Annotated in this window: 20 protein-coding genes; 16 read left to right on the top strand and 4 right to left on the bottom strand. The window is 72.5% G+C overall.

What is annotated here, in order from left to right; all coding sequences use genetic code 11:
* The first annotated feature begins 4 nt into the window (after positions 1–4).
* From EST54_RS13000 to EST54_RS12985, 4 genes are read left to right on the top strand one after another with little or no spacing between them, the layout of a single operon-like run.
* On the top strand, positions 5–778 hold the full coding sequence (locus EST54_RS13000; RefSeq protein ID WP_129247759.1) for a PaaX family transcriptional regulator C-terminal domain-containing protein: 774 nt from the start codon (positions 5–7) through the stop codon (positions 776–778).
* A 56-nt stretch (positions 779–834) separates the two neighbouring features.
* Positions 835–1,488 carry a helix-turn-helix transcriptional regulator gene (locus tag EST54_RS12995; protein ID WP_129247758.1) on the top strand — a complete coding sequence of 218 codons (654 nt, stop codon included), beginning with the start codon at positions 835–837 and terminating at the stop codon, positions 1,486–1,488.
* The gene (locus EST54_RS12990; protein ID WP_129247757.1) at positions 1,485–2,618 is read left to right on the top strand and encodes an aminotransferase class I/II-fold pyridoxal phosphate-dependent enzyme; all 1,134 of its coding nucleotides are present in this window, start codon (positions 1,485–1,487) and stop codon (positions 2,616–2,618) included. Before EST54_RS12995 ends, EST54_RS12990 begins: the two co-directional genes overlap by 4 nt.
* The gene (locus EST54_RS12985) at positions 2,615–3,556 is read left to right on the top strand and encodes an ornithine cyclodeaminase family protein (RefSeq protein ID WP_129247756.1); all 942 of its coding nucleotides are present in this window, start codon (positions 2,615–2,617) and stop codon (positions 3,554–3,556) included. Before EST54_RS12990 ends, EST54_RS12985 begins: the two co-directional genes overlap by 4 nt.
* Positions 3,557–3,564: 8 nt before the next feature.
* On the opposite strand, the gene EST54_RS12980 is transcribed toward EST54_RS12985, so the two are convergent.
* On the bottom strand, positions 3,565–4,770 hold the full coding sequence (locus EST54_RS12980; RefSeq protein WP_129247755.1) for a lactonase family protein: 1,206 nt from the start codon (positions 4,768–4,770) through the stop codon (positions 3,565–3,567).
* 294 nt (positions 4,771–5,064) lie between these two features.
* Here EST54_RS12980 and EST54_RS12975 point away from each other — a divergent pair, with 294 nt between their 5' ends.
* Positions 5,065–6,153, top strand: a complete 1,089-nt coding sequence (locus tag EST54_RS12975; RefSeq protein ID WP_129247754.1) for a tetratricopeptide repeat protein — start codon at positions 5,065–5,067, stop codon at positions 6,151–6,153.
* Here the strand turns inward: EST54_RS12975 and EST54_RS12970 are convergent.
* On the bottom strand, positions 6,047–7,471 hold the full coding sequence (locus tag EST54_RS12970; protein ID WP_129247753.1) for a lipase maturation factor family protein: 1,425 nt from the start codon (positions 7,469–7,471) through the stop codon (positions 6,047–6,049). The genes EST54_RS12975 and EST54_RS12970 overlap by 107 nt on opposite strands.
* A 414-nt stretch (positions 7,472–7,885) precedes the next feature.
* Here EST54_RS12970 and EST54_RS34425 point away from each other — a divergent pair, with 414 nt between their 5' ends.
* The gene (locus tag EST54_RS34425) at positions 7,886–8,056 is read left to right on the top strand and encodes a hypothetical protein (protein ID WP_154073961.1); all 171 of its coding nucleotides are present in this window, start codon (positions 7,886–7,888) and stop codon (positions 8,054–8,056) included.
* Between the two features lie 273 nt (positions 8,057–8,329).
* Here the strand turns inward: EST54_RS34425 and EST54_RS12965 are convergent, their stop codons facing one another.
* Positions 8,330–10,159: an alpha-L-fucosidase gene (locus EST54_RS12965; RefSeq protein WP_129247752.1), complete on the bottom strand. Its 1,830-nt coding sequence runs from the start codon at positions 10,157–10,159 to the stop codon at positions 8,330–8,332.
* Between the two features lie 331 nt (positions 10,160–10,490).
* On the opposite strand from EST54_RS12965, the gene EST54_RS12960 reads away from it, so the two are divergent.
* Positions 10,491–12,053, top strand: a complete 1,563-nt coding sequence (locus EST54_RS12960; protein ID WP_129247751.1) for an AMP-binding protein — start codon at positions 10,491–10,493, stop codon at positions 12,051–12,053.
* A 30-nt stretch (positions 12,054–12,083) separates the two neighbouring features.
* On the opposite strand, the gene EST54_RS12955 is transcribed toward EST54_RS12960, so the two are convergent.
* Positions 12,084–12,926 (bottom strand): nitroreductase/quinone reductase family protein, encoded by an 843-nt coding sequence (locus tag EST54_RS12955; protein ID WP_129247750.1) that lies wholly within the window; start codon positions 12,924–12,926, stop codon positions 12,084–12,086.
* A gap of 882 nt (positions 12,927–13,808) precedes the next feature.
* Here EST54_RS12955 and EST54_RS12950 point away from each other — a divergent pair.
* The 9 genes from EST54_RS12950 (at position 13,809) to EST54_RS12910 (ending at position 25,547) form a co-directional block, all read left to right on the top strand.
* Positions 13,809–14,021 carry a hypothetical protein gene (locus EST54_RS12950; protein WP_129247749.1) on the top strand — a complete coding sequence of 71 codons (213 nt, stop codon included), beginning with the start codon at positions 13,809–13,811 and terminating at the stop codon, positions 14,019–14,021.
* A gap of 34 nt (positions 14,022–14,055) precedes the next feature.
* Complete coding sequence (locus EST54_RS12945; RefSeq protein ID WP_129247748.1) at positions 14,056–15,771, top strand: DUF6895 family protein; 1,716 nt, start codon at positions 14,056–14,058, stop codon at positions 15,769–15,771.
* Between the two features lie 120 nt (positions 15,772–15,891).
* Positions 15,892–16,236, top strand: coding sequence for a DUF1330 domain-containing protein (locus EST54_RS12940; protein WP_129247747.1), 345 nt, complete (start codon positions 15,892–15,894; stop codon positions 16,234–16,236).
* A gap of 179 nt (positions 16,237–16,415) precedes the next feature.
* Entirely contained in the window at positions 16,416–18,500 is a 2,085-nt protein-coding gene (locus tag EST54_RS12935; RefSeq protein WP_129247746.1) for a restriction endonuclease, read from the top strand.
* Between the two features lie 85 nt (positions 18,501–18,585).
* Positions 18,586–19,539, top strand: a complete 954-nt coding sequence (locus EST54_RS12930; RefSeq protein WP_129247745.1) for a GNAT family N-acetyltransferase — start codon at positions 18,586–18,588, stop codon at positions 19,537–19,539.
* A 267-nt stretch (positions 19,540–19,806) separates the two neighbouring features.
* A complete protein-coding gene (locus tag EST54_RS12925) occupies positions 19,807–20,982 on the top strand; it encodes a CapA family protein (RefSeq protein ID WP_129247744.1) in 1,176 nt (391 codons plus the stop codon).
* A 322-nt stretch (positions 20,983–21,304) separates the two neighbouring features.
* Positions 21,305–22,762, top strand: coding sequence for an NAD(P)/FAD-dependent oxidoreductase (locus EST54_RS12920; protein WP_129247743.1), 1,458 nt, complete (start codon positions 21,305–21,307; stop codon positions 22,760–22,762).
* 20 nt (positions 22,763–22,782) lie between these two features.
* The gene (locus EST54_RS12915; RefSeq protein ID WP_129247742.1) at positions 22,783–25,251 is read left to right on the top strand and encodes an excinuclease ABC subunit UvrA; all 2,469 of its coding nucleotides are present in this window, start codon (positions 22,783–22,785) and stop codon (positions 25,249–25,251) included.
* A gap of 83 nt (positions 25,252–25,334) precedes the next feature.
* Positions 25,335–25,547 (top strand): EF-hand domain-containing protein, encoded by a 213-nt coding sequence (locus tag EST54_RS12910; protein WP_129247741.1) that lies wholly within the window; start codon positions 25,335–25,337, stop codon positions 25,545–25,547.
* The last annotated feature ends 15 nt before the right edge of the window (positions 25,548–25,562 follow it).

The raw sequence follows: 25,562 nt of genomic DNA, 5'->3' as shown, positions 1-25,562 counted from the left end.
ACATATGAACGACGACGACACCGGCACCAGCGGCGACCCGGAGGCCGCCGCGCTCGCCCTGCGGCCGCTGACTGCCCGCTCCATCGTGCTGAGCACCCTGCTGGGGCATCACCCGCCGCGGCTGCCGGCCCGTGCCCTGGTGCGCGTCGGCGAGCTCTTCGGCATCGCCGAGGGCACCGTCCGGGTCGCGCTCTCCCGCATGGTGGCCGCCGGCGACCTGGAGCAGAGCGACGGCTCGTACGCACTCACCCCCCGGCTGCTGGCCCGCCAGACCCGGCAGGACGAGAGCCGCTCCCCGCGGACCCGCCCCTGGAGCGGGGACTGGGAGATCGCCGTGATCACCAGCCCGGAGCGCCGGCCGGCCGCCGAGCGCACCGCGCTGCGCCAGGCCATGGCGGCGCTGCGGCTGGCCGAGCTGCGCGAGGGCAGCTGGCTGCGCCCCGCCAACCTCGACCGGCCGCGCCCCGCCGTCGTCACCGAGCAGTGCACCTGGCTCACCGGCACCCCGGACGGTGACCCCGTGGCGCTCGCCGGCCGGCTGTGGGACCTGCCCGGCTGGGCGCGACGGGCCCGTGACCTGAGCGCCGCACTGGACCGTGCCGCGACCCCCGCCGACCGCTTCACCGTCGCGGCCGCCGCGCTCCGTCATCTCCTCGCCGACCCCCTGCTGCCCGCCGGGCTGCTCCCCGAAAACTGGCCGGGCGGCCAGCTCCGCCTGGATTACGCCGAGTTCGAGGAAGAACTGGGCGATCTGCTGCGGCAGTACCTGGCCGGCTAGGGTCCGCCCCTTTCGACCTCTGGACGTTTAGTCCAGCCTGGACTTATAGTCCAGGCATGGAGAGCATGGACGAGAACTCCGACCCCCGGGTACGGACGTGGGCGCCGGCCTGCCGGGCCATTGCCCTGCTGCTCGGCCCGTACGCCGAGGTGGTCCTGCACGATCCGGTTACCGACCGGATCCTGGCCGTCTGGAATCCGATGACCTCCCGCGGGCCGGGGGATCCGTCGCTGCTCGGCGAGCTGGACACGCTCGATCCGACGGCCCAGGACGTGTTCGGGCCCTACGAGAAGCTGCTCGCGGACGGCCGGCGACTGTCTTCGGTCAGCGCGGTCCTGCGCGACGAGGACGACAAGGCGTCGGCGGTGCTGTGCGTGAACCTCGACCGCACGCCGCTGGAGCAGGCCGCGGCCGTGCTGTCCGCATTCGGCGCCCCGTCCGCCCCCCGCCCGGAGCCGCTGTTCGAACAGGACTGGAGCGAGCGTGTCCAGCACATCGTCGGTGCGTACGTGCGCGAGTGCGGCCGCCCGGTGGAGCGTCTGACCCGCCAGGACCGCCTGGCCGTCCTCGCCCGGCTGGAGGAGGCCAAGGTCTTCGCCGTCCGCCGCGCCGCTCCGGTCGTCGCCGGCACCCTGCGGGTCTCCCGATCCACCCTCTACGGCCTGCTGGCCGAACTCAGAGCATCCAGCGCAAAGGACCAGACGTCATGACCCGGCTGCCCGACTTCCGCCTCGAAACCTACTTCTCCCAGTGGGAGTTCACCGCGCGCCACCACATGACCGCCTCCGACGTCCAGACCATGACGCTCGGCGAGCTGCTCGCCCTGGCCGGCGACCAGGACCGCGCCGCGTTCGAGAACCTGTCCTTGGGCTACACCGAGACCTACGGCGATCCGGAGCTGCGCGAGGTGATCGCCCGGACGTATGAGCGGGTGGACGCCGCTGACGTCATCTGCTTCGCGGGCGCCGAGGAGGCCCTGTACCTGGCGATGAACGTCCTGCTGGACGCCGGGGACCACGCGGTGGTGGTGACCCCGAACTACCAGGCGGCCGAGACCGTGCCGATGGCCCTGTGCGAGGTCACCGGCGTCGCTCTCGATCCGGACCGGGACTGGGCCCTGGACCTCGACCGGGTGAAGGCGGCGATCCGGCCGCACACGCGGGTGGTGTCGGTGAACTTCCCCAACAACCCCACCGGCAAGGTCATCAGCGCCGCGGACTTCACCGAGCTGGCGCGGCTGTGCGACGAGCGCGGCATCCACCTGTTCAGCGACGAGGTCTACCGCGGCCTGGAACGCGATCCGGCCCGCACCCTTCCGCAGGCCGCGGACCTGTCCGAGCGCGCCCTCTCGCTGAACGTGACCTCGAAGTCGCTGGGCCTGCCCGGCCTGCGGATCGGCTGGATCACCTGCCGTGACCGGGACCTGCTCACCCGGCTGGAGCGGGCCAAGCACTACACCACCATCTGCAACTCCGCCCCCGGCGAGGTGCTGGCCCGCATCGCGCTCAAGGCCCGGCAGACGATCCTGGACCGCAACCGGGCCCTGATCGAGCGGAATCTGCCGGTCTTCGAAGCGTTCTTCGCCGAGTTCGCGGACGTCTTCGAGTGGCAGGCGCCGGACGGCGGCTGCGTCGCCTACCCCCGCTACCTCGGCCCGGAGGGCGTGGAGGAGTTCTGCACCCGCCTGGTGGAGCAGGCCGGCGTCCTGCTGCTGCCCGCGAGCATCTACCGCTCCGAACTCACCCCCACGCCGGCCGACCGGTTCCGCATCGGCATCGGCCGCCGCAACCCGGAGCAGGGCCTGGCCGCCTTCGCGCAGTGGATGCGGGCACACCGATGACACCGCCCGTCTTCGACGCCGCCGCCATCGAACGGGTTGCCACCACGGACCTGGTCCTCGACGCCGTCCGCGATGCGCTGATCGCCCACGCCAAGGGGCAGACCACGGTGCCGCCCCCGCTGCACCTGCAGTTCCCCGACGCGGACGGGGACTGCCACGTCAAGGCGGGCTTGGTCACCGGTGCCCACGACTTCACCGTCAAGATCGCCACCGGCTTCTACCGCAACCCCGCAGCCGGACTGTCCTGCCAGCACGGTCTGGTGTGCGTGGTCAGCGCCCGTACGGGCCAGGTGCGCGCGATCCTCGACGACAAGGGTCTGCTGACCTCGCGGCGCACCGCGGCCGCGGGCGCACTGATCACCCATGCCATGGCCCGTCCGAACGCCGCCACCCTGGCCGTCTTCGGCACCGGAGAACAGGCCCGCCTCCAGGTCGCATGGCTGGCCGGACTCCGTCCGATCAGCACGGTGCTCGTCCACGGGCGCCACCCCGGCAGGACCCGGGCGCTGTGCGAGGAGTTCACCGCGCAGGGCCACCGTGCCCGGCCCGCGTCCGCCGAAGAAGCCGCGGGTGCCGACATGGTCCTCACCACGACGCCGGCCACCTCCCCGGTCCTGCAGGCCGTCCATGTCCGACCGGGGACGCACGTGACGGGGATCGGCACCGACATGCCGCACAAGAACGAACTGCCCCCGGACCTCTTCGCCCGCGCGGCACTGATCGCGACGGACGACCACGAACAGTGCCTGGACCACGGTGACTTCGGCCATGCGGTCCGTGCCGGAGCCACGACCGCCACCGGTGACCTCCCCGCCGGTCTCCTGCTCGACGGGCCCTTCGCGCGGCCGGACGAGGCGGTCACGGTCGCCGACCTGACCGGCGTCGGCGCACTCGACGCAGCCGTTGCCTCAGCCGTCCTGCGGGAACTGGCCCGGTAGACCCGCCCTCACAGCGGCACCACACACACCGGGACCGGGGCCACGAACGGCGCGCCGGTGCTGCTCAGCGCCCCGGTCCGGGCATCCACCGAGAACACCGTCACCGACCCGGACTTCTGGTTCGCCGCGAACAGCCACCGCTGATCGGGCGAGAAGGCGATCTGCCGGGGGAAGTCCCCGCCCACCGGCACGGTGTCCAGCAGCCGCAGCCGTGCCCCTGCCGCCTCCACGGCATAGCGGGTGAGGCTGTTGTGACCGCGATTGGCGAGATAGGCGAAGCGGCCGTCCCGGGTGACCAGGAATTGCGCCGGAAAGCTGGTGCCCGGGCCGGTCCCCGTGGACTGTGGTGCACCGGGCGTCAGCCGCCCCGTCCGGCAGTCGTAGCGGCAGACCACGACCGTGTTGTCGACCTCGTTCGCCAGATAGGCGAAGGCTCCGGAGGGATGAAAGGTCAGATGCCGGGGGCCGGCGCCGGGCCGCAGCGCCGCCGCCGACACCTGGACGAGCCGTCCGGCCGGCTCCTCCAGCCGGTAGGTGTAAACGGTGTCGTTGCCGAGGTCGACCGCCAGCACGTACCGGCCGTCCGGGCTGGTGATGATCTGGTGGGCATGCGGCCCGTCCTGGCCGGGACCGGGCGGCGGGCTGGAGTGGGTGACCAGGTCCGTGCGCTCGCCCAGCGCGCCCGTGGCCGGGTCGATCGGGTGCACGGCCACGCTGCCGGAGAGGTAGTTGGCACTGAGCAGCCGGCGCCCGCCGGGATGCACCGACAGATGACACGGCCCGGCGCCGCCCGTGGACCGGCTCCCCAGCACCACGGGCGGGCTGTCCGGCCGCAGCGCCATGGCGGTCACCGCGCCCTGCTCCTGCTCATCGACCGCGTAGAGGGTGCGACCGGACGGCGCCATGGCGAGATACGAGGGATCGGCGACCCCCGCCACGACCCCGGTGGTGGTGATCCGCCCGGTCGTGGTGTCGTACGCGCCGACTCCGACGCCGGTCCCGCCGCCCGGCTGGGAGGTGTACGTCCCCAGGAAGAGCGGCCGGGTGCCGGCGGGCCGGCGGACGCGGCGGCGGGTGGCGGGTGCGGGCCGCGCGTCCTCTCGCGTCGGCAGCGCCGCACCCGCCCCGGCGGTCGCGGTCAGTCCTGCCGCGGCGCCCAGGAACCGCCTGCGGCCGATCCCTGCCCCGGCCGTCCCCGTACGTGCTGCTCTCATGCCACACCTCGGTGTTCGGCGGCGGTGGTCGGTGCTCGGGTGTCGTGGCAAGGGTGGCCCGTCCCGCCCTGCGGAGGCAAGCGGGGACGGTGCGCGGCCGCGGTGTGTCCCCAAGGCGGACGCCGGGCACGCCGGTTGACCCTGACCTGCCCCTACACCCTCATGATGATCCATCAGCCCATCCGTAGCACTTCAGTCGTACAGCACAACCCATACAGGGACGGACTCGCCGGCCCCCTCCCCGCTCATAGGTTTGTGATCAAGGCTCGGAAATGATCGGGAGGCCACGGATATATGTACGGCAAGGCATTCGCCCCGGAATATCAGGGCGAGTTGGGCGCAGCCCTGGGCGTGAACTCCTCCTACGAGGAGGTGCTGGCCACGGCGAGTCGTGTACAGGCCGACGCGGGCACCGCACTGGAGCGGGCCCGGGCCGCGCTCGCGGTCGCCGAGGCCAACCGGCGGCTCGGCCGGGTGAGCGAGGCGGGCCACGCCTGGCGGGAGAGCTACCGCAGCGCCCGCACCGCCGATGACCCCGGCGCCATGGCCTGGGCGCTGTGGAGCGGCGGCACCCTGGCCCGGCAGTGCGGCACCCTGCCGCTCGCCCGCCGGCTGCTCGCCCATGCCGTCGCCCTGGCCGAGGGCAGCGGCGACCGTCTCGCCCACGGCTATGCACTCGCCGGCCTGGCCGAGACCGGCCGTATTCAGGGCGACTACGCGGCGGTGGCCGAACTCCATGAGGAACTGCTCGCACAGGCCCAACAGCACGGCGAGGCCCGCCACACGGTCTGGGCGATGTCGGGCATCGCCCAGATGCACCGCAACACCGGCGACTACGACAAGGCCCTGGAGCTCTTCGAGGAGTCCGCCCGCATAGCCGCCGACGCCGATGACGCCCGCGGGCGCGCCTGGTCGCTGCGCGGCGTCGCCGATGTCCTGTCCGTCCAGGGTGAGACGGAACGGGCGCTGACGCTGCTGTCCGAGGCGGAGGCCATCTGCCGCACCATGGATCTGGCCAGCGCGCTCGCCTACAACCACAAGATGCGCGCCAACGTCTTCTTCCGCGCCGGACAGTACGTGTCCGCCCGCGAGACCTACTCCCTCGCGCTGCGGGAGTTCAGCGAGATGCAGGAGCCGCGCGGGGTGGCCCTCTCCCGCCTCGGCCTGGTCAAGTCCCGCGCCCGCCTGGGCCGCGACCGGGACGAGTCGCTGGCCGAACTCGACACGCTGGAGCGGGACTTCACGAGGATCGGGCTGCGTCACGCCCGCGAGATGGTCATCGCCTTCCGTGCAGAGCTGACCGCCCGACCGGCGCCAGGAACTCCCGCTCCTCGGTCCGGTGCCACCACGCTCCGGTCTCCCGCAGTTCCCGCCACGTCGTGAAGCGGTAGCGGAAGACCCGGGCCCTGATCCGGGCCGGCGGCAGATCGGGGAACGGATTGGTGCGCAGCAGCCGCAGGGTGTCCCGGTCGTTCTCCAGCAGCCGCGCCACGAACGGCACGAACCACGCCCGCGCATAGGCGGGCGACAGCGCGGCGAACCACATCAGCCAGTCCAGCCGCAGGTGGTACGGCGCGAACTGGCGGGGCAGCCGCCGCACGTCGCCCGGCTTGCCGTGGAACTCATACGCACGCCAGGTGGTCTGTGGCCCGGTCACCGCGTCCGCCGTCCCCTCCACCACGATCTCCCGGCGCACCCGGGTGATCGTGCCGAAGGCGCCGTACGAATTGACCAGATGCAGCGACTCGTAGGACGTGTTCATCATCTGCTGCCGGGTCAGGAGATTGCGCGCCGGCCGGTAGCTGAGCACGAGAACACCGGCGGTGGCGAGCAGGACCAGCACCTCGAACCACACGGGGGGCGCGGCGAGCGGCGCGGACGGCCGGCCCCACAGCGGGGCGGCGGCCGACATGGCGAGCGCGATGGTCACCCAGTTCAGCCAGGCGAAGTTGCCGGACAGCACCAGCCACAGCTGGGTGACGACCATCGCGGCCGCGGCCCAGCCGGCAATCGGCTGCGGAGTGAACAGCAGGACCGGAACGGCGAGTTGGGCGACGTGGTTGGCGGCCGTCTCGACCCGGTGGAGGGGCCGCGGCAGATGATGGAAGAACCAGCTCAGCGGGCCGGGCATCGGCTGGGTTTCGTGGTGGTAGTACAGGCAGGTCAGATCCCGCCAGCAGCTGTCGCCGCGCATCTTGATCAGCCCGGCCCCGAACTCCACCCGGAACAGCACCCAGCGCAGCAGCCACATGATCAGCACCGGGGGAGCGGTGTCGTCGTTGCCGAGGAACACCGCCAGCGAGCCCGCCTCCAGCAGCAGCGACTCCCAGCCGAAGCCGTACCAGGTCTGCCCGACGTTCACGATGGACAGGTACAGCCCCCACAGTGCGGCCCACATCAGCATCGCCGCCCACAGCGGGACGGCGTCCGCGGCCCCCGCCACCACGGCCGCGGACAGCGCGACCCCGCACCACGACCAGAGGGCGAAGAAGCGGTCCGAGTAGTGCCAGTGGAAGACCGAGGGCGCCGCACGGAACGGCACCCGCGCCACAAAATCGGGCACCGGCAACAGGCCGCGTGAACCGATGAGCGCGCGGAACTGGCGCACCGCCGCGAGGAACGCGACCAGATAGAGCGCGGCCAGCATCCGCTGGAAGACGAGCCGCCCGAGCCAGTAACCGGAATCCGAGAACCATGCCACCCGCCCATGGGTAGCACTGAGCCGCGCGCTCTGCGGCACGGCGCGCGGCCTCGGCGGACGGTATCCCCCGCTCACTCTCCAGCGTAGGGATCGGGGCGTATGCAGCAACCCGAGAGCCGTTGCGGTGAGTGCGGTGAGGGCCGTTCGGGTGAGTGATGTGCATCACAAATTCCGCCGGTTTTCCCGCCGCTTATGGGGGGTGGTTTTTCCGCCTTGCTCACGCATTCCCCTCTCGCTGGAAAACGTCGAGCGCGCCGCGTGCGGCGTAGTTACTCTGAGGGTCGACGGACGACCTTTCTGGGAGACGCCAACACCATTGGCCCGTCGCGGGAACGCCACAAACCTTGGCTGACCTCCCGGTTTGTGAATACGGCGCCACCGCGTCAGACCAATACCTCGATGAAGGAGTGCGTGGTGGCTTTGCGCAAGGCTCAACACAAGCAGCCCCGTTTGAAGCAGGGCGAGCGGCCAGGCCGGATCAAGGAAGTCCGCAACCTGGAAGCCTGGGATCGCTGTGCCCCGGTCCGTCTGGCCGGCTGCGAGGACGACCCCGCCGAGCCCAATATCTTCCGCGGCATCGACTGACCGGCTGATCCTTGCGCCGGCCCCGACCCCCGGGCCCGTTCCTTCGGGGGTCGGGGCCGGCGCCCGAGCTTGCGCGGCACCGGCCGTCGTCGTGCCCGTCCACCGCCGGGAGCGGTACGCCGTCCCTTACCAGTGGGGGGCCCGCCACCGCTCGGCCGCCTTGACCCGAACGGCCCAACCGGGGGCGCGGGGGTTCCGCCCACCGGCCGGAGCGTTCGTCGCCGTCGCCCGGCGCCCGTCGTGATCGGCCCGTACGCCCCGGTACGGTCGCGGTCAGTCGGCGTACAGCTGACGCTGCGGCACGATCTGCTGGGACTGGCTGGGGCTGGACCACAGGAGCTTCAGATAGGCCTCGCCGGTCTGTTCCGTGTGGTCGATCCGGATGCGGTGCCGGTGTCCGGCCTGCAGCGTGACCGTTCCCTTGTCGGCCTTCGGGCCGTGCGGGGTGCGGTTGTCGATCACCAAGGTGCCGTCGATCCACAACCGCACCGTGTCGTCGGAGACCGTGGTGAAGGTGTAGGTCTCGTCGAAGCGCGGCTGGATGCTGCCGGTCCAGCGGTTGCTGAAGTGATCGGCGGGGATCGTCGGGTCCGGTGAGCCGTCGAAGCGGTAGGACTTGTTCACCGTCGGGTCGACGGTGGTCACCGCGGGCGGACCGGTGAAGGAGTCGTTCGCCCAGCTCTGCGCCGTCAGTCCGGTGCCGGTGCCGGCGGGCGCGGCGGCCGGCGGCCGGATCGTGAGCCGGATGACGCTCGCGAGCGGATCGGGGGAGGGGCCGGACGGGGTGAGGTCGAAGCCGTCCCCGGCCGGGGTGACCTTCACCTGCTGCGAACTGCCCAGCACCCGGGCCGCGGTGATCGCGAACGGGCTCCTGGCGGCGAGGTGGAGAGCGGAGCCGGCGGCCGGCCAGGAGGTGACGGAGGCGTACAGCTCGTTGCCGCGGCGGGAGACCGCGCCCCAGGACGGGGCCGCCACCAGCCCGGTGTGCCCGGCGCCGTGGACCGCGGCGCCCTGGCCGTGCGCGTCCAGCCACCGGCCGGTCGCGCGCAGCCGGTCGACGGCCGGCTGCGGGAGCCGCCCGAGCCGGTCCGGGCCCACGTTGAGCAGGTAGTTGCCGCCGCGGCTCGCCACCTCCAGCAGATTGCGCACCACGGTGGCCGGAGACTTCCAATTGCTGTCGTACCTGGCGAAGCCCCAGTGGTCGTTGAGCGTCATACAGCTCTCCCACAGCTGCCCGTCGACCGGCTCCGCGGGGATCTCCTGCTCCGGCGTGCCGAAGTCACCGTCGACCAGCTCGCGTTTGCCGACGCGGTTGTTGACGATCAGGCGAGGGTTCAGGGCGTGCAGATACGCCTGGAGATCCGCACCGTCCCGGCGTGACCAGTGGTTGGCGGGGTTGTCCGTGTCCCACTCGCCGTCGAACCACAGCAGCGCCGGGTCGTAGTTGTCGATCAGCTCCTTGAGCTGGCCGTACATCCGTTTTTTGTAGCGCGGGAAGGTCTCGGGAGCGGCGAAGTCCGGGTCGTGCCAGTCCCAGATCGAGTAGTAGAAGCCCAGTTTGAGCCCGGCGGCGTCGGCGGCCTTCTTCAACTCGGCGAGGAGGTCGCGGTGCGGGTCGAAGGCGGAGTGGTCCCGCAGATTCCAGGTGTTCTGCTTCGTCGGCCACATCGCATAGCCGTCGTGGTGCTTGGCCGTGATGACGATATAGCGCTGCCCGGCATCCTTCGCTGCCCGCACGATCGCCTCGGCGTCGAAGGCGGACGGGTCGAAGGTGGCGGCCTGCCGCTCGTACGCCTCGTCGGGGATCCGGCACTCCCGCTTGATCCACTCCGCGTTGCGGCACACCGTGCCGTCGGGCCGGGTGTATTCGCCCTCCAGGTTCGAGTACGCGCCGAAGTGGAGGAACAGTCCGAAGCGGCCCTGCCGCCACCACGCGGTGCGCGGTGCGGTGAAGGGGTCGTCGGTCGCGTGGTTGGTGCCGGGGCCGGCGGCGGGCCGGGGCGGGGGCTGCGCCGCGGCCACGGGGCCGCCGGCGGGCAGCAGCAGGGCGCCCAGCACCCCCGCGATTCCCAGCAGCCGGAACGGTCTGGTGCGGCTGTGCATCGCTCGCTCCTCGGGTCAGTTGGTCACGTACGTGCCTCCTGTGCCACCCGCATGGTGCAGGCCCCGGCACCCGACCGGAAGACCTCGTACGCGACAAACATCGGAGCATCTTGCAGGAAAAGGGCGGGAGTTGGGGGAGTTGTTCGGGGAAGTGCCGTGAGACCTCGGATCTCAGGGGAAGGGTGGTGTGAGTGGCCGGGACAAGCGGGGCCGGTGGCCGCAGAGCTGACCGGAAGTCGGCGTTTGGGCCGTCGGCCCGCGCTCAACACCCTGGCGGACTACGGGACGTGACGGTTCAATGAGCGGCCAGGTCGCACTCACTGGAGGCACCATGGAAGCCGTCGTCCCGTCCGCCGCCGGCACCCCGGCCATCCGCTGTGCCGGCCACGAACGCGACTATCCGGCCTTCCTCGACCGTGCGGCGCGGATCGCCACCGGCCTGCGGGAAGCGGGCGTGGAGCCCGGCGACCGGATCGCCGTCGTGATGCGCAACGAGCCCGCCCACCTGGAGATCACCGCTGCTGCCGCCCTGCTCGGCGTTTCGGCGGTGCCCGTGAACTGGCACTTCCGGCAGCACGAACTGAGCCATGTGCTCAGCGACAGCGGCAGCAAGGTCGTCTTCGTGCACACCGACCTGCTGGCCGGCGTGCGAGCGGTGCTCCCCGAGGGCGTACGGATCGTCGAGGCCGCCGTCCCTGCCGGCGTCGCGGCCGCCTGCGGGTTCGAGGCACCCGCCCCCACCGGGGACCATCCACTGCTCGACCCCTGGCTGGCCGGCCATCCACCGCTCGAACGGACCGCCGGGGAGCACCCGCCCACCGTCATCTACAGCTCCGGAACCACCGGACGCCCCAAGGGGGTGCTGCGCGAACCGGTCGCCCAGGACCGGCTCGACGAAGCGGTGCAGCGGTTCCTGGAGTACTTCGCCGTCGCTCCCGGCGGCCGCACGCTCATCCCCGCCCCGCTCTACCACGCCTCGCCCAGTCAGCATGCCGTCCTCGCCCTCGCGGCCGGGCTGGACATCACCCTGATGCCGCGGTTCGACGCCGAGGAGTTCCTGCGGCTGATCGCCCGCCACCGCATCGAGCAGGTGCAGGTCGTCCCCACGATGTTCGTCCGGCTGCTGCGACTGCCCAAGGACGTCCGCGAGCGCTACGACCTGTCCTCGCTCACCTCCGTCGTCCACGCCGCGGCGCCCTGCCCGCCCCATGTCAAACACGCCATGATCGACTGGCTGGGACCGGTCCTTCGGGAGTACTACGGCGGCAGCGAGACCGGCGCCGTGACATGGTGCGACAGCGCGGAGTGGCTGGCCCATCCCGGCACCGTCGGACGGGCCACCGGCACCTGCGCCGTCGCGGTCCTCGGCCCCGACGGAACGCCGCTGCCGGCCGGCGCCACCGGCGACATCTACCTCAAACCGGGCGACGACTGGCCCCGGTTCACCTACCTCGGCGACCCGGACCGGCGCGCCGCCATGGAAGCGCCGGGCCTGCCCGGGTACGTCACCATCGGCGACATCGGCCAGCTCGACGCGGACGGCTATCTCTACCTCAGCGACCGCCGCCACGACATGGTCATCTCCGGCGGCGTCAACATCTACCCCGCCGAGATCGAGGGCTGCCTGCTGGCCCTCGACGGGGTCTGTGACGCGGCGGTCTTCGGCATCCCCGACGAGGAGTTCGGCGAAACCCTCGCCGCGCATCTGCAGACCGAACCCGGTGTGGTGCTCAGCGCCGAGGAGGTACGCGCGCATGTCGCCGCGCGCCTCGCCGGGTACAAGGTGCCCCGGGCCGTGGTCTTCGAGGAGCGGCTGCCGCGCGACGAGTCGGGAAAACTCTTCAAGCGGCAACTGCGGGATCCGTACTGGGCGGGCCACGACGGCGCGATCTGACCGCCGTGAGCCGCCCGGCGGAGCCCGGTCTCAGCAGGACGGCCCATCAAGGACGGGTATCAACTGCTCCTCCTCGTACGCCAGATGGTTCTCCACCTCCCCGGTCAGCCGCTCGACCTCGGCGAGCGCCCGCTGCGGATCCGCGTCCTTCGCGGAGATGACCCCCTGCAATTCATGGAGAAGCAGGGCGAGTTTCTCGTGTTCCTGCCGCATCCGTTCCAGGGCCGGCGCGAGCTCGGGATGGTGCCGGCCGAGCATCGGAAACATTCCGGCGTCCTCGCCGGTGTGGTGATTGTGCAGCCCCTGGCAGAGCGTCAGGCAATTCATCCGGAGCTGGGCGCCGAGGCCGGGACCCGATGCGGCGATTTCCTTGCGGATCAGGTCGAGTTCCCGCCGGAATCCGTCGTGCACGGCCTTGAGCGCGGCACCTGGCGACGCAGCGGCGATATTCGGCGGCCCCGCGGGGATTTCCTGCAGGGCCACCACGGGGAGCACCCGCTCGGTCCGGGCCTGATAGGCGGACCATCCGGGATCGGCCTCGGCCGCGCGGGCGAAGGCACGGTCGCGTTCGGCCCCCTCCAGGACGACAGCCCGCGCTTCGTAGGTGAAGACGCCGGCCTCGACCGTGACACGGGGGTTGGCCACCAGGTTGTGGAACCAGGCCGGGTGCCGGGGCGCCCCGGCGGCCGAGGCGATGACCAGGACGCGTCCGCCGCCGTCGGGAAGATAGCCGAGCGGGGTGGTGTGCGGGGCGCCGGACCGGGCACCGGTAGTGGTCAGCAACAGCAGGCGGCCGCCCTCGAAGGGCCCACCGACCCGTCCGCCGTGGGCACGGAACTCTTCGATGATCCGCCGGTTGAAATCGTTCGTCATGGTCGGTGTTTTCTCCAGTGGGTATTGGTGAGCGCGGAATGGGTCCCCGGAAGGGGTGTGGAAAGGGGCCATGGGTTGGACAGGGGTGGGTGGATAGGGTGCCGCGCCCCGGGGAGGGGTAGAGAATCTCCTGTAGGGCACGGCGGATCGGTATGGCGGTATGGCGAATTGTTGTGGTGAATCGCCAAGGGTGCGTCGGCGTGACGAATTGCCTCTGGAAACAGGCGCGACGCAGTGCACGGTGAATGAGCCGTAGAACGACGCCAGTTCGACCGTGAGATAGGTGTGTGGGAAAGAGAGAGGGAGGGAAAGGGGGAGGGAAAGATGGGGGGAATCAGAAAGCGCATGTACGCGATGCGCGTAGGCCTGCGGAGTGCGTACTCGTTTGGCGAACGGCAGGGCCCGCAGACGGAGTTCGTCTACAGGTGATAAGCGCGGAACGCGCGAACTGCGGAGGAGGGGAGGGGCGGGCCTCTGGGCGCCCGCCTGGCGGTCACGTGGTGACCGGGAACCTCACTCGCTCGTGGCACATGGCCGACCCGGTAGTCACCCGCGCAAGGTTAATGCCACAAGGGCGCCCGGGCAACGCCCGACGGGGGAGGGGGTCCGGTTCGGCCCCACCGTGAACTCCTCGGCGAGACACGGGTGGTGGGGGCTCACGCGTCAACTCCGACGAGCGGCCTGCGAGGCCAAGCGGAGCCCATTACCCACGAACTGCCATCCGATTACTCGCCCGTTGGGGTGGTTTGGCGCGGGCCTGTGCGGCTCCGAACAGGCCCGATGGATCCGTCCGCGCATCCACATCGGGCTCATACGGTGACGGCGCAGTCATTCACCGTGATACTCGCGATATCTGTCCGAACCACCCAAAAGGAGCAAGCCATGTCCTGTCCTCCCCCTCCGGTCGATGCCCGTAAGGCCCTCGATTTCCTGAGGACCAGCGGACTCGTCGACCTCAGCGTCCCGCTGGAGCGCGTCGTCGATCAGGTCAGCCAACTCGATGACGTGGCCGGCTATGTGCTCGCCTGGGAGCGCTACGTCCTGGTGGTAGCCAACCAGGTCGCGGACTGCGACGACGCCACCGCGGGCAACTGAGGCATTGACATCACCGATCGCCGGGAGGCATTCGATGGACACGACGCAGCCCGGTGACGGATCGGCACAGAGGCGCGCGGTGGAGTCACGGGCAGTCGCCTGGCTCGCTGCGCGCCGCGATCTCATCGACCCCGCCCACGCGGCCCCGGACCGGGTGCTGTTCGCCCGTAAGGCCCTCCTCGAAACGGCGTTCCTCGTGGGGCTGCGGGCGCGTCTCGACCCGGCACCCCTGGAGGACGACTATGCGGCCCTCCTCGACACGATCGAGGACATCGCGGCCCGGCCCTCCTACCGCGAGCTGATCGCCCGGGACGAGGCCGCGCTTCTGCTGTACGCGGGCACCTATGCGGCACTCCGTCTCTGCGGACGGGAGGACCCGGAGTTCCGGAGCGTCATCCAGCAGGCCGCGGAGGGCGGCTATGCGGCGGCCTTCGAGCGGATCCCCTACCGGCAACTCGACCTGCTGCACACCCTGGAGCTGTGCGGCATCCCGCACACCCTGCCGTCCATGGCCGACGTTCTGCCGTTCACCCTGCTGCGCCAGAACCCCAATGTCATCAAGCTCGCCGACCGCGACATCTACGCCCTCACCCACACGATCTTCTACGCCACGGACTTCGGTCTGCGGCGGCCACACGGGCCGCGGAGCTTCGATCCGGGCGCGGCGGTGGAACTGCTGGAGGCGCTCCTCGTCCTCACCCGGAGCCAGGGCAATGCCGACCTGGTGGGGGAGCTCCTGTGTTGTCTGCTGTGTTTGGGGGTGCGGGACTCCGAAGAGGCCGGCAGGGCATGGGAGTTCCTCCTTTCGGTGCAGGAGGACGAGGGGCGGGTGAACGGCCCGCAGGGCGTGGTCCACCCGGGGCTCACCGACGGCGACGACGCCTACCGGCATTGGGCCACCGGCTACCACACCACCATCGTCGCCGCCTTGGCTGCGCTCCTGGACCGCAGCCCGGAGGTGCTGCGGACGGCTCGGCCCGCCGCTCCGGAGTGCCGCCAGGAGCTGCGGCAACCACTGCGGCGGGCGGTGCAGTGGCTGGCCGGTACGGTCCGGCGCCACGATCCCGCGAGGTGGCTGCCGGCCGCCGCGGCTGCCGCCCATGCGGCGGAGGCCCTGGGCGAGCCCGAGCTCACCCGGCCGCTGCTCCTCGACTTCGCCGAACGCCTCGCGGACGCGGACGCCGCCGTGTGGCAGGCGCACGGGATGGAGGTCGTCGGCGCATTCGTGTCCGGGCTGCGGGCGCACGGCATCACCTGCGTCTCGCTCGACAGATTCCTGAAGTCCACCGCGGCCGCCGTCGAACTCCTGGACACCGTCCCGCCCCAAGCGGTGCCCAGTGTCCAGCGCCTCGCCGGGCTCGGGCTGTTGTCCCCTCGGCGGGCCGCCGCGCTGACCGGCGGGGCTGCGGCGCCGCCCGCGGCCCCGGAGCCGGCCGCCGGGGACCTGCCCGCGGCCTGGAAGGACTATCACCTGGGGCAGGTCGCCGGCATCGTCCGCGACTTGGCCCGCAGCGGAGCGGCGACGCACCGGCTCACCCGCGACGCCGTCGGGTTTCTCCTCGCCCAGCAGAGCCCCTGCGGCGCCTTCGGCCGCCCGGCCTGCGACGACCCGGAGGACCGGGAGCGGGCCATGCTGTCGTGGACGCAGAGCACCGTCACCGCCCTGGCCGCCGTGCACACTGCCCGGGGCCCGGCCACGACCCCCTGTGGTGCTGCCCCCGGAGGTCACAGGCCCGTGCGGCCGCTATGACCCCGGAGGCGATCGGCCCGTGCGGCCGCAGATGACCCAGGAGGCCATCGACCCGTGAGGCGGCCCATGGAAGCGTGGACCTTGACGACCATCCGCCCACGGGAAAGGCCACACCACACCATGACCGCATACGCCATCGCCCACCTGCGCCCCACCGACCCGCACCCGGAGATCTTCGAGTACATCGAGAAGATCCAGGCGACGCTGGACCCCTTCGGCGGCCGCTTCCTCGTCCACGGCGAGGAGGTGGAGGTCCAGGAAGGCAGCTGGCCCGGAACCGTCGTCGTCCTCGCCTTCCCGGACATGGCGCAGGCCCGGGGCTGGTACGCATCGCCCGCCTATCGAGAGATCCTGCCGTTGCGCACCAAGCACATCGAGGGCGATGTGGTGTTGGTGCCGGGCGTGCCGGACGGCTACGACCCGGCTCGGACGGCGGCGAAACTGCGGGCCGCGGCGGCCGAATGACCCCGGGTGCGCGCCGGCCGCGACGGCGGCCGGCGCGCGCCGTGCACCGTGCGCCGAATGTTGTCCACAAGCCGTGACCGGCTTCTTGCTCCCCCGCTAAAGTCGTATCAACAGCGCAGGTGAAGCCGCTTCCAAAGAGTTCCGGGGGCAGCTGCCCCGGGGGGAGGACGAAGACCAGCATGAGCCGCCGTTCCCATGGATTAATGGCTGTCTGGGCCGAGGCGCAGCGTCAGCAGCAGCGCCAGCAGGAAGCCCAGCGCCGCGCGCGGGCTCAGCAGCAGCGCGACCAGGAGCGGCAGGCACGGGACGCCGAGCGCGCCATGGCGCGGATGCACCGCGAGCGACAGACGGCCTACCGTCAGCAGCGCGAGGCCGACGCCCGCCGCCGCACCGAGGAACTGGAGAGCCGGGTCGCCGCGCTCTCCGGCCTGCTCACCGACGGCTGCCGCGCCCCCGCCTTCACCGCCGCCGCGCTGCTGCGCCCCGAGCATGTCGAGGAGTTCGCGCCCGGCGCCCTCGCCGCCCCGGTGCCGATGCCCGACCCGGCCCGCTATCGGACACCCACCGGCGGCTGGCAGCTCGGCGCCCGCCGCGACCGCGCCCAGGAAGAGGCCCGCGCCCGCTACGAACAGGACTGGTACGCCGCACAGGCCGCGGAGAGCCGGCGGCAGGCCCAACTCACCGCCTACCGCCGGCAGTACGACCAGTGGGCGGCCGGGGCGCTGCAAGAAATCCGGGCGCACAACTCCGGCATCGAGGAACTCCTCACCGGCCTGCGCGGCGGCGACGCGGATGCGGCCGTCGAGTACTTCTCGGCCGCGCTGTACTCCTCCACGGCCTGGCCGGAGGGCTTTCCCCGGCAGGTCGCCGCGGCTTACGACCCGAGCGCCCGCCAACTCGTCCTGGACTGGGAACTCCCCGGCTACGACATCGTTCCGCCGACCAGGTCCGTCCGGTACATGCCCAGCGCCGACCAGGAGAAGGAGACCGCCCGGCCGGCCGCGCAGTGCCGGGCGCTCTACCGCGATGTGCTGGCCCAGAGCGTGCTGCTGGTGCTGCGTGACCTCTTCGCCGCCGACACCTACGGGACGCTGGACTCGGTGGCGCTGAACGGCTTCGTGGACGACGTGGACCCGGCGACCGGCCGCCCGGCCCAGCTGTATCTGGCGACCGTCATGGCGCCCCGCAGCGCCTTCGACCTGCTCCACCTCGAACAGGTCAGTGCGGTGGAGTGCCTGACCGAGGGGCTGCGCGGCCAGCTCTCCGCCCGCCCCGACCAGCGGACCGCGGTGCGCCCTGGACGGCTGCCCAGCGATGTCGGCGGCGGCGAAGCGGTCGTCACGCACGGCACGGACGGCGAGCCCGATCTGTACGAGATGGACCCGATCGCCTTCGAGAATCTGATCGCCGAGCTGTTCCGGGCCATGGGCATGCAGGCCGTGACCACCCAGCGGTCCGGCGACGGCGGGGTCGATGTGGACGCGCTGGATCCTGACCCGGTCCGCGGCGGCAAGATCGTGGTGCAGGTCAAGCGCTACCGCCACACCGTCCCGCCCACCGCCGTCCGAGATCTCTACGGCACCGTCCAGTCGGCGGGCGCCAACAAGGGCGTGCTGGTGACGACCTCCCGGTTCGGTCCCGGCGCCCACACCTTCGCCAACGGCAAACCGCTCGGCCTCATCGCCGGCCCTGAACTCGTCGACCTGCTCGGGCGGTACGGGCTGCGCGGCCGGCTGGGCGCGGCCGCCCCGGCCGGCCCCGACTCCGCCGAGGAGCCAGCGGACCACAACATCCTCGGCATGAACTGGGCCGGAGAGGTCGCCCTCGATGTCTGTGCCCTGGTGTGCAAGGGGAGCAGTGTCCTCAGCGACGACCAGTTCGTCTTCTACAACAACCCGCGCAATCCCGATGGTTCGGTGCGGATGCTGCCCGGCTTCGCCCCCGACCGGGCCGCGATGCAGGTGCGGTTCGAGGGGCTGCCGGCGGACGCCGACCGGCTGGTCCTGGTCGCCGCGATCGACCCCCAGGTCAACCCCGACGCCGATCTCTCCGGTTTCACCGATGCACAGATACGTCTGCTGGACGCCTCGGGGGAGGAGCTGGGGCAACTGGAGGTCTCGGACGGGCGGCCCGGGGAGACCGCCCTGGTACTCGGCTCGTTCCGACAACGGGCGGGCGGTGACTGGGACTTCGTGATCGGCGGCAAGGGCTTCTCCGGAGGCCTGGAGGCGCTGGTGCAGGAGTACGGCATCGAGGTCGCCTAGTACGGCATCGAGGTCGCCTGAGGACCGGGGCGGGGCCGGGGCCCGAGCGACGCCCGTGCGCCGGGCGGTCGTAAGCTCTCGCCCCATGCGGGAGATCTTCGACGCGGCCGAAGTGGCCGGGCTCTGCGGAGGGGACGCGCTGATCCGCTGGGCCGCCCAGGGCCTGCCCGCGGGGCGGGGGATCCGTGCCTTCGCGGCGCCGGACGGTTCGGCGGTGGCGGTGGCCTCCCCGGCGCTCTCGGGCCACGACCGGCTCGCCGTGCACGGCGAGCCCCGGACCGCCGCGCCGCTGGTCCGTGACGTACTGCGGGCGGTGGGCCGCAGCTACCGGCCGATCGGCGGCCGGGAGCTGATCCACGCGGTGCACGCCGCGCTGCCGTGGCAGCTGCAACTGGCCGCGAATTTCGGCTGGATGGAGCGCTCACGGGGGCGCTCTGACGGCCTGGCGCCAACCGGTCCGGATGAGGCGGGCGGCTCGGGGGCGACCGGTCCGGATGAGGCGGGCGGCTCGGGGGCGACCGGTCCGGATGAGGCGGGCGGTTCGGCATGGACGGGGCTGGATGAGGCGGGCGGCTCGGCGGGAACCGGTCCGGACGAGGCAGGTGCTCCGGCGCCCGGTCGGCTGACCGCTGCCGACGGCGACGAGATCGCCGCACTGCTCGATGCCGCTTTCCCCGACTCCTACGCCCATCCGTCCCGACCCGGCGTCCAGCGGTGGTTCGGCGTACGGGAGCGGGCGTCCCGCGCGGACGACGGCCGGACTGCCGCCGGCGGGCCGCTGGTCAGCGTCGCCGCACACGCCTGGTGCGCGCCGGACCTCGGCTGTCTGGCGGGTGTGGCGACCGCCGCCGCTGCCCGAGGGCGGGGGCTGGGGCGTGCGGTGTGCAAGGTCGCGGTCGAGGACGCGTTGGCCCGCTACGGCACGGTGGCGCTGATGGTGGCCGATGCGAACCGGGCCGCCCTGGACCTGTACCGCTCGCTCGGCCTGGTCCACCGTCCGCTGGCGGCGGCCTTCTTCGGCGCTGCCACGGCCGGGTGAGCATCGCGTAAGGCAGGGGGAGGTTCCGGCAGCGGCAGGCCGTACGGCTCGGTGGACCGCCGCGGAGGGGGCCGCGGGCAGCTCCCCGTCGGGTCACGCGAGCGATGCCCGGAGCCGCTCCGCGGCGGCCGCCACGGTGGGAGGCCCGGCCGTGGGAGCCGTGGGAGCCGTGGGAGTCGTGGGAACCGTGGGTCCGTATGGGGGAGAGCGCCGGGCTCAGGGGGACGGGACCATTTTCCGCCATAAATCTGCTGATATGTGTCGAGCATGAGCGCGTACACCCGGTCTGCCGCCGTTGCCGCCCTTGTCGCGCTGGCCGCGGGGTGCGCAGGCCCGCCCCCCGTCCCGCACTCCGTCCCGCGGCCGGCGCCGCGGCCCACCCCGGAACCCTCGCCGCGCGCCCATGCCGGCGCCCCTGTCCTCGCCGGCCGGCGGCCCTTCACGCTGGTCGCCGCGGGAGCGGTCCTCCCCTCCCAGCCCGAGGTCCTCACCACGGCACGGAGCGACGCCGCGTACGACGGCTACGACTACCGGCCGATGCTCAGGGGCGTGCGGCCGGTCATCTCCTCCGCCGACCTGGCGCTGTGTCAGCTGGGCGCGCCGCTGGGACCGCTGAGCGGCCCCTTCGCCGGGTACCCCGTCCTCCAGGCGCCACCGCAGATCGCCACCGCCCTGAAGGCGACCGGCTACGACTCCTGCGCCACCGCCTCCCGCCATGCCCTCGATCACGGCGTCCCGGGCGTGCGGCGCACCCTGGAGGCGCTGGACACCGTCGGGCTGCGGCATGCCGGCTCGGCGCGCGACGCGGCCGAGCGCGGCAGCCCGGCGCTGTTGCGGGTCCCCGGCGGCGCACGGGTGGCTCAGCTGTCGTACACCGACGGTGCCGGGGGCGCCCGCCGACCGGCGTCCGCGCCCTGGGCGGTCGAACCGCTCGACGAGAGACGGATCATCGGCGATGCCCGGGCGGCCCGCCGGGCCGGCGCCGACGTCGTGGTCGTCAGCCCGTACTGGGGCGCGGCGCACCGAACGGCCCCCGACGGCCGGCAGCTCGCGCTCGCCCGTGCGCTCACCGCCTCGACGACCCACGGGCGGCCCGACATCGACCTGATCGTCGGCACCCGGGCGCACACCCCGCAGCCGTACGAGAAGGTCCATGGCACCTGGGTCGTCTACGGCCTCGGTGACCAGATCACCGGCGCACCGAAGAGGCCGCGCGGCACCCTGAGCAGCATCGCCCGCTTCCGGTTCGCCCCGCCGCACCGGGCCGGCGGGCGATGGCGAGTCGTCAGGGCGGAGTACGTCCCGCAGCTCGCCGAGCAGGGGGCACGGGTGCGGGTGCGCAATCTCGCCCGGACCAGCGGCCATGGCCAGGCCCGCAAGAAGATCGCCAAGGCCGTGCTGAGCCGCGGCGCGGCGGCCGACGGGCTGAGGAGTGGGAGCTGACCCGGACCCGGATGAGCGGGAAATGACCTGGTGCGGGAAGGGTGGGAGATGACCTGGTGCGGGATGAGGGGGAAATGACCTGGCGCCGATGAGCGGGACATGACGTGGATCCGGAAGAGCGGGAAGTGGCCCGGCACCGGATGAGTGGGAAAAGACCTGGTGACACCGGCCCCGCCGGCGGGTGATCGTGGTGGTGGACCGGTCCGCCCGGCCCCGCACACCCCGACAGCGCTATGGAGCCTTCCGTCATGAAGATAACCGTTGATGCCGACATGGGCCGCGCGGCCGTCGGCTGCCCCGTCGCCGTGGCCGAGGGCCGCGCATGACCGCCCGGCCGATCGCCGTCGTCGGCGCCTCGGCGGCCGGGCTCGCCGCGGCCGAGGCGCTGCGGCGCTTCGGCTGGCGCGGCCCGCTCACCCTCATCGGCGACGAACCCCACCTCCCGTACGACCGGCCGCCGTTGTCCAAGCAGCTGCTGCACGGCGCCTGGGAGCCGGAGAAGCTGCTGCTGCGGACCGCGGACCAGCTCGCCCCGCTCGACCTGGACCTGCGGCTCGGCACCCGGGCCACCGGCCTCGATGTGGCGACCCGCACCCTCACCCTCGACGGCGGCGTGGGGGTCCCTCCGCACGAGCGAGATCGAGAGGGGGAGACGCTCGGCTGTGCCGGCGTGATCATTGCGACCGGTGTCGCGGCCCGTTCGCTGCCCGGTGCCGAGGGCATCGCCGGTGTGCACACCCTGCGCACCCTGGACGACGCGCTGACCCTGCGCGGCCTGCTGGCCAATGGGGGTGCCCCCGGCAGTGGGGGCGTAGCCGCCGGGGGAGGCGGGCGGCGCGTGGTGATCGTCGGAAACGGCGTACTGGGGTGTGAAGCAGCCGCGGTGACAAGGGAGTTGGGACACGAGGTCACCCTCGTGGGCATCGCGGAGACACCGATGGCCGAGGCCGTCGGCGCGGAGGTCGGCGCGTTGCTCGCCGAGGAGCACCGCGCCCGCGGCGTCCAGCTGCGCACCGGGGAGGTGGACGGGTTCGAGACGGCCCCCGCGGGGCCGGCGGGAACGGGCCGCGGGCAGGTCACCGCCGTCCGCCTGGCCAATGGGAGTACCCCCGCCAGTGAGGGCGTAGCCAGTGGAGGTCCCCCCGGCAGTGAGGGCGTAGCCGCCGGGGGAGGGGGAGGGACCCTGCTGCCCGCCGACCTCGTGCTGCTGGCGATCGGCTCCCGGCCCGCCGTCGAGTGGCTGGCCGACCCGGCGCTGGACACCACCGACGGGCTGCGCTGCGACGCGTACTGCGCCGCCGCCCCCGGCATCTACGCGGCAGGTGACGTGGCGCGCTGGGACCATCCGCAGCACGGCCGTCCGCTGCGCTTCGAGCACCGGATGAACGCCACCGAACAGGGCATGGCCGCCGCCCGCAACCTCCTGGCCGAACTCGCCGCCGAGGCCCCCGCCGCCGCGGCCGGGGACGCCACCCCGGCGCAGGAACGCCGCCCGTTCGCCCCCGTGCCGTACTTCTGGTCCGACCAGTACGACCTCAAGATCCAGGCCTACGGTCTCACCGCGGGCGCCGACCGGGTCGAGACCACCGTCCTGGACCGGGCGCGGCGACGGGCCGTCGCGCTCTACGGCCGGGACGGCAGCGCCGTCGGCGTGCTCGCCGTCGGACTCCCGCCCCGCCTGCTCCGCGCCCTGCGTGCGGTCGTCGCCACACCGCTCGCCTGGGACGAGGCCCGCGAACGGGTCCGCGCCGCCCTCGCGTCCGGCCGGGACACGCCCTGACGGTGCCCGATCATGGAGGGATGACCGACTCGTACGTACGGGTGCGCGGCGCCCGCGAGCACAACCTCCGCAGCGTCGATGTGGACATCCCGAGGGACGCGCTGGTCGCGTTCACCGGGGTGTCCGGATCGGGCAAGTCCTCCCTCGCCTTCGGGACCCTCTACGCCGAGGCGCAGCGCCGCTACTTCGAGTCGGTGGCCCCCTACGCCCGGCGGCTGATCCACCAGGTCGGCGCGCCCAAGGTCGAGGACATCACCGGACTGCCGCCCGCCGTCGCGCTGGAACAGCGGCGCTCCGCGCCCACCTCCCGCTCCTCGGTCGGCACCGTCACCACCCTGTCCAACACCCTGCGCATGCTCTTCTCCCGCGCCGGCGACTACCCGCGGGGCGCACCACGGCTCGACTCCGACGCCTTCTCGCCCAACACCGCGGCCGGCGCCTGCCCGGAGTGCCACGGCCTGGGCACCGTCCACCGCGTCACCGAGGAGTCCCTGGTCCCCGACCCGTCGCTCTCCGTCCGTGAGGGTGCCATCGCCGCCTGGCCGGGCGCCTGGCAGGGCAAGAACCTCCGCGACATCCTCGCCGCGCTCGGGTACGACATCGAGCGGCCCTGGCGGGAGCTGCCGCAGGCGGACCGCGACTGGATCCTGTTCACCGACGAACAGCCCGTCGTCACCGTGCACCCGGTCCGCGACGTCGGCCGGATCCAACGCCCCTACAAGGGCCAGTACATGAGCGCCCGGCGCTATGTGCTGCACACCTTCGCCGACTCCAAGAGCGAGACGCTGCGCGGGCGCGTCCAGGGATTCATGGTCGCCGAGCCCTGCCCGGTGTGCCACGGGCGGCGGCTGCGCCCCGAGTCCCTGGCTGTGACCTTCGAGGGGCACGACATCGCCACCCTCGCCGGGCGGCCGCTGAGCGCGCTGGCCGCACTGCTGCGGCCCACCGCCGGGCGGGCGGACGACGAGGTGGCCCCGACCCTGGCCCGCGACCTGGTGGCCCGGATCGAGGTGCTCACCGAACTCGGCCTGGGCTACCTCAGCATGGACCGGCCCGCCCCCACCCTGTCCGCCGGTGAACTCCAGCGGCTGCGGCTGGCCACCCAGCTGCGCTCGGGCCTCTTCGGCGTGGTCTACGTCCTGGACGAACCCTCCGCCGGACTGCACCCCGCCGACACCGAGTCACTGCTCACGGTGCTGGGCCGGCTCAAGGAAGCGGGCAACTCCCTGTTCGTCGTCGAGCACGACATGGCGGTCGTGCGCCACGCCGACTGGATCGTGGACGTCGGGCCGCGCGCCGGGGAACACGGCGGACAGGTGCTGCACAGCGGCCCCGTCGCCGGGCTCGCCCACGCCGCCGCGTCCGCCACCCGCCGGTTCCTCTTCGCCACCGAACCGCCCCCCGCGCGCACGGTGCGCCGCCCCGCGGGCGCACTGGCGCTGCGCGGCATCACCCTGCACAATCTGCGCGGTCTGGACGCCACCTTCCCGCTCGGCGTCTTCACCGCCGTCACCGGCGTCTCCGGTTCGGGCAAGTCGACGCTGGTCACCCGCGTCCTCGCGGACGCCGTACGCGACCATCTCGGCACCGGAGAGGACCGGCAGACCGCGGCCGGCGGGGACGACACCGAGGCCGCCGGCGCCGGCACGGTGGTTCGCGCGGAACTCACCGGCGCCGAGGGCCTGGAGGCGATCGACCGGCTGGTGCGCGTCGACCAGAAGCCGATCGGCCGGACGCCGCGTTCCAACCTCGCCACCTACACCGGGCTGTTCGACGCGGTCCGCAAGGTCTTCGCCGCCACCGACGAGGCCCGCGCCCGCGGCTACACCGCCGGCCGGTTCTCCTTCAACGTCGCCGCCGGCCGCTGCGGCACCTGCCAGGGCGAGGGCTTCGTCGCCGTCGAACTGCTCTTCCTGCCCGGCACCTACGCGCCCTGCACCACCTGCCACGGCGCCCGCTACCAGCCCGAGACCCTCCAGATCACCTACCGCGACCGCACCATCGCCGACGTCCTGGAGATGACCGTGGACGACGCCGCCGGCTTCCTGGCCGACGTCCCCGCGGCCGCCCGCAGCCTGCGCACCCTCCAGGACGTGGGCCTGGGCTACCTGCGGCTCGGCCAGCCCGCGACGGAGCTGTCCGGCGGCGAGGCCCAGCGCATCAAGCTCGCCTCCGAACTCCAGCGGACCCGCCGTGGCCACACCCTCTACCTGCTCGACGAGCCCACCACCGGACTGCACCCGGCCGACACCGAGGTGCTGCTGCGCCAGCTGCACGGCCTGGTCGACGCCGGGCACACCGTCGTGGTCGTCGAGCACGACATGGGGGTGGTCGCCGGCGCCGACCACGTCATCGACCTCGGTCCCGGCGGCGGCGCGGAGGGCGGCCGGATCGTGGCCACGGGAACGCCGGCCGAGGTGGCGGCCGCGCCGGGCAGCCGTACCGCGCCCTATCTGGCCCGGCAGAGGGCGCGGCCGGACGCCTTGTGACGGTCGGCTAATGTACGCAGGTCAGATCACCAGGCAACAGCACCGCGCAGCACTGCGCAGCATCACGAAGGGGGCACCCTCTCATGGCAGACATCGAGCAGGCCCGGGCGGCGTTCGACCGGTTCGACGCGGACGGCGACGGCCAGGTCACACCGGACGAGTTCAAGCACGCGATGGCCGAGATGGGCGACCCGTACGTCACCGGCCCGATGGCCGAGGCCGTCATCAAGGCCAAGGACAGCGACCACGACGGCACGATGTCCTTCGACGAGTTCTGGCAGGCCCTGCAGGGCTGACGCCCGCCCCGTCCG

Source organism: Streptomyces sioyaensis, assembly GCF_004122735.1.
Classification (GTDB): Bacteria; Actinomycetota; Actinomycetes; order Streptomycetales; family Streptomycetaceae; genus Streptomyces; species Streptomyces sioyaensis.
This window is presented reverse-complemented; position numbering and strand designations above follow the sequence as displayed.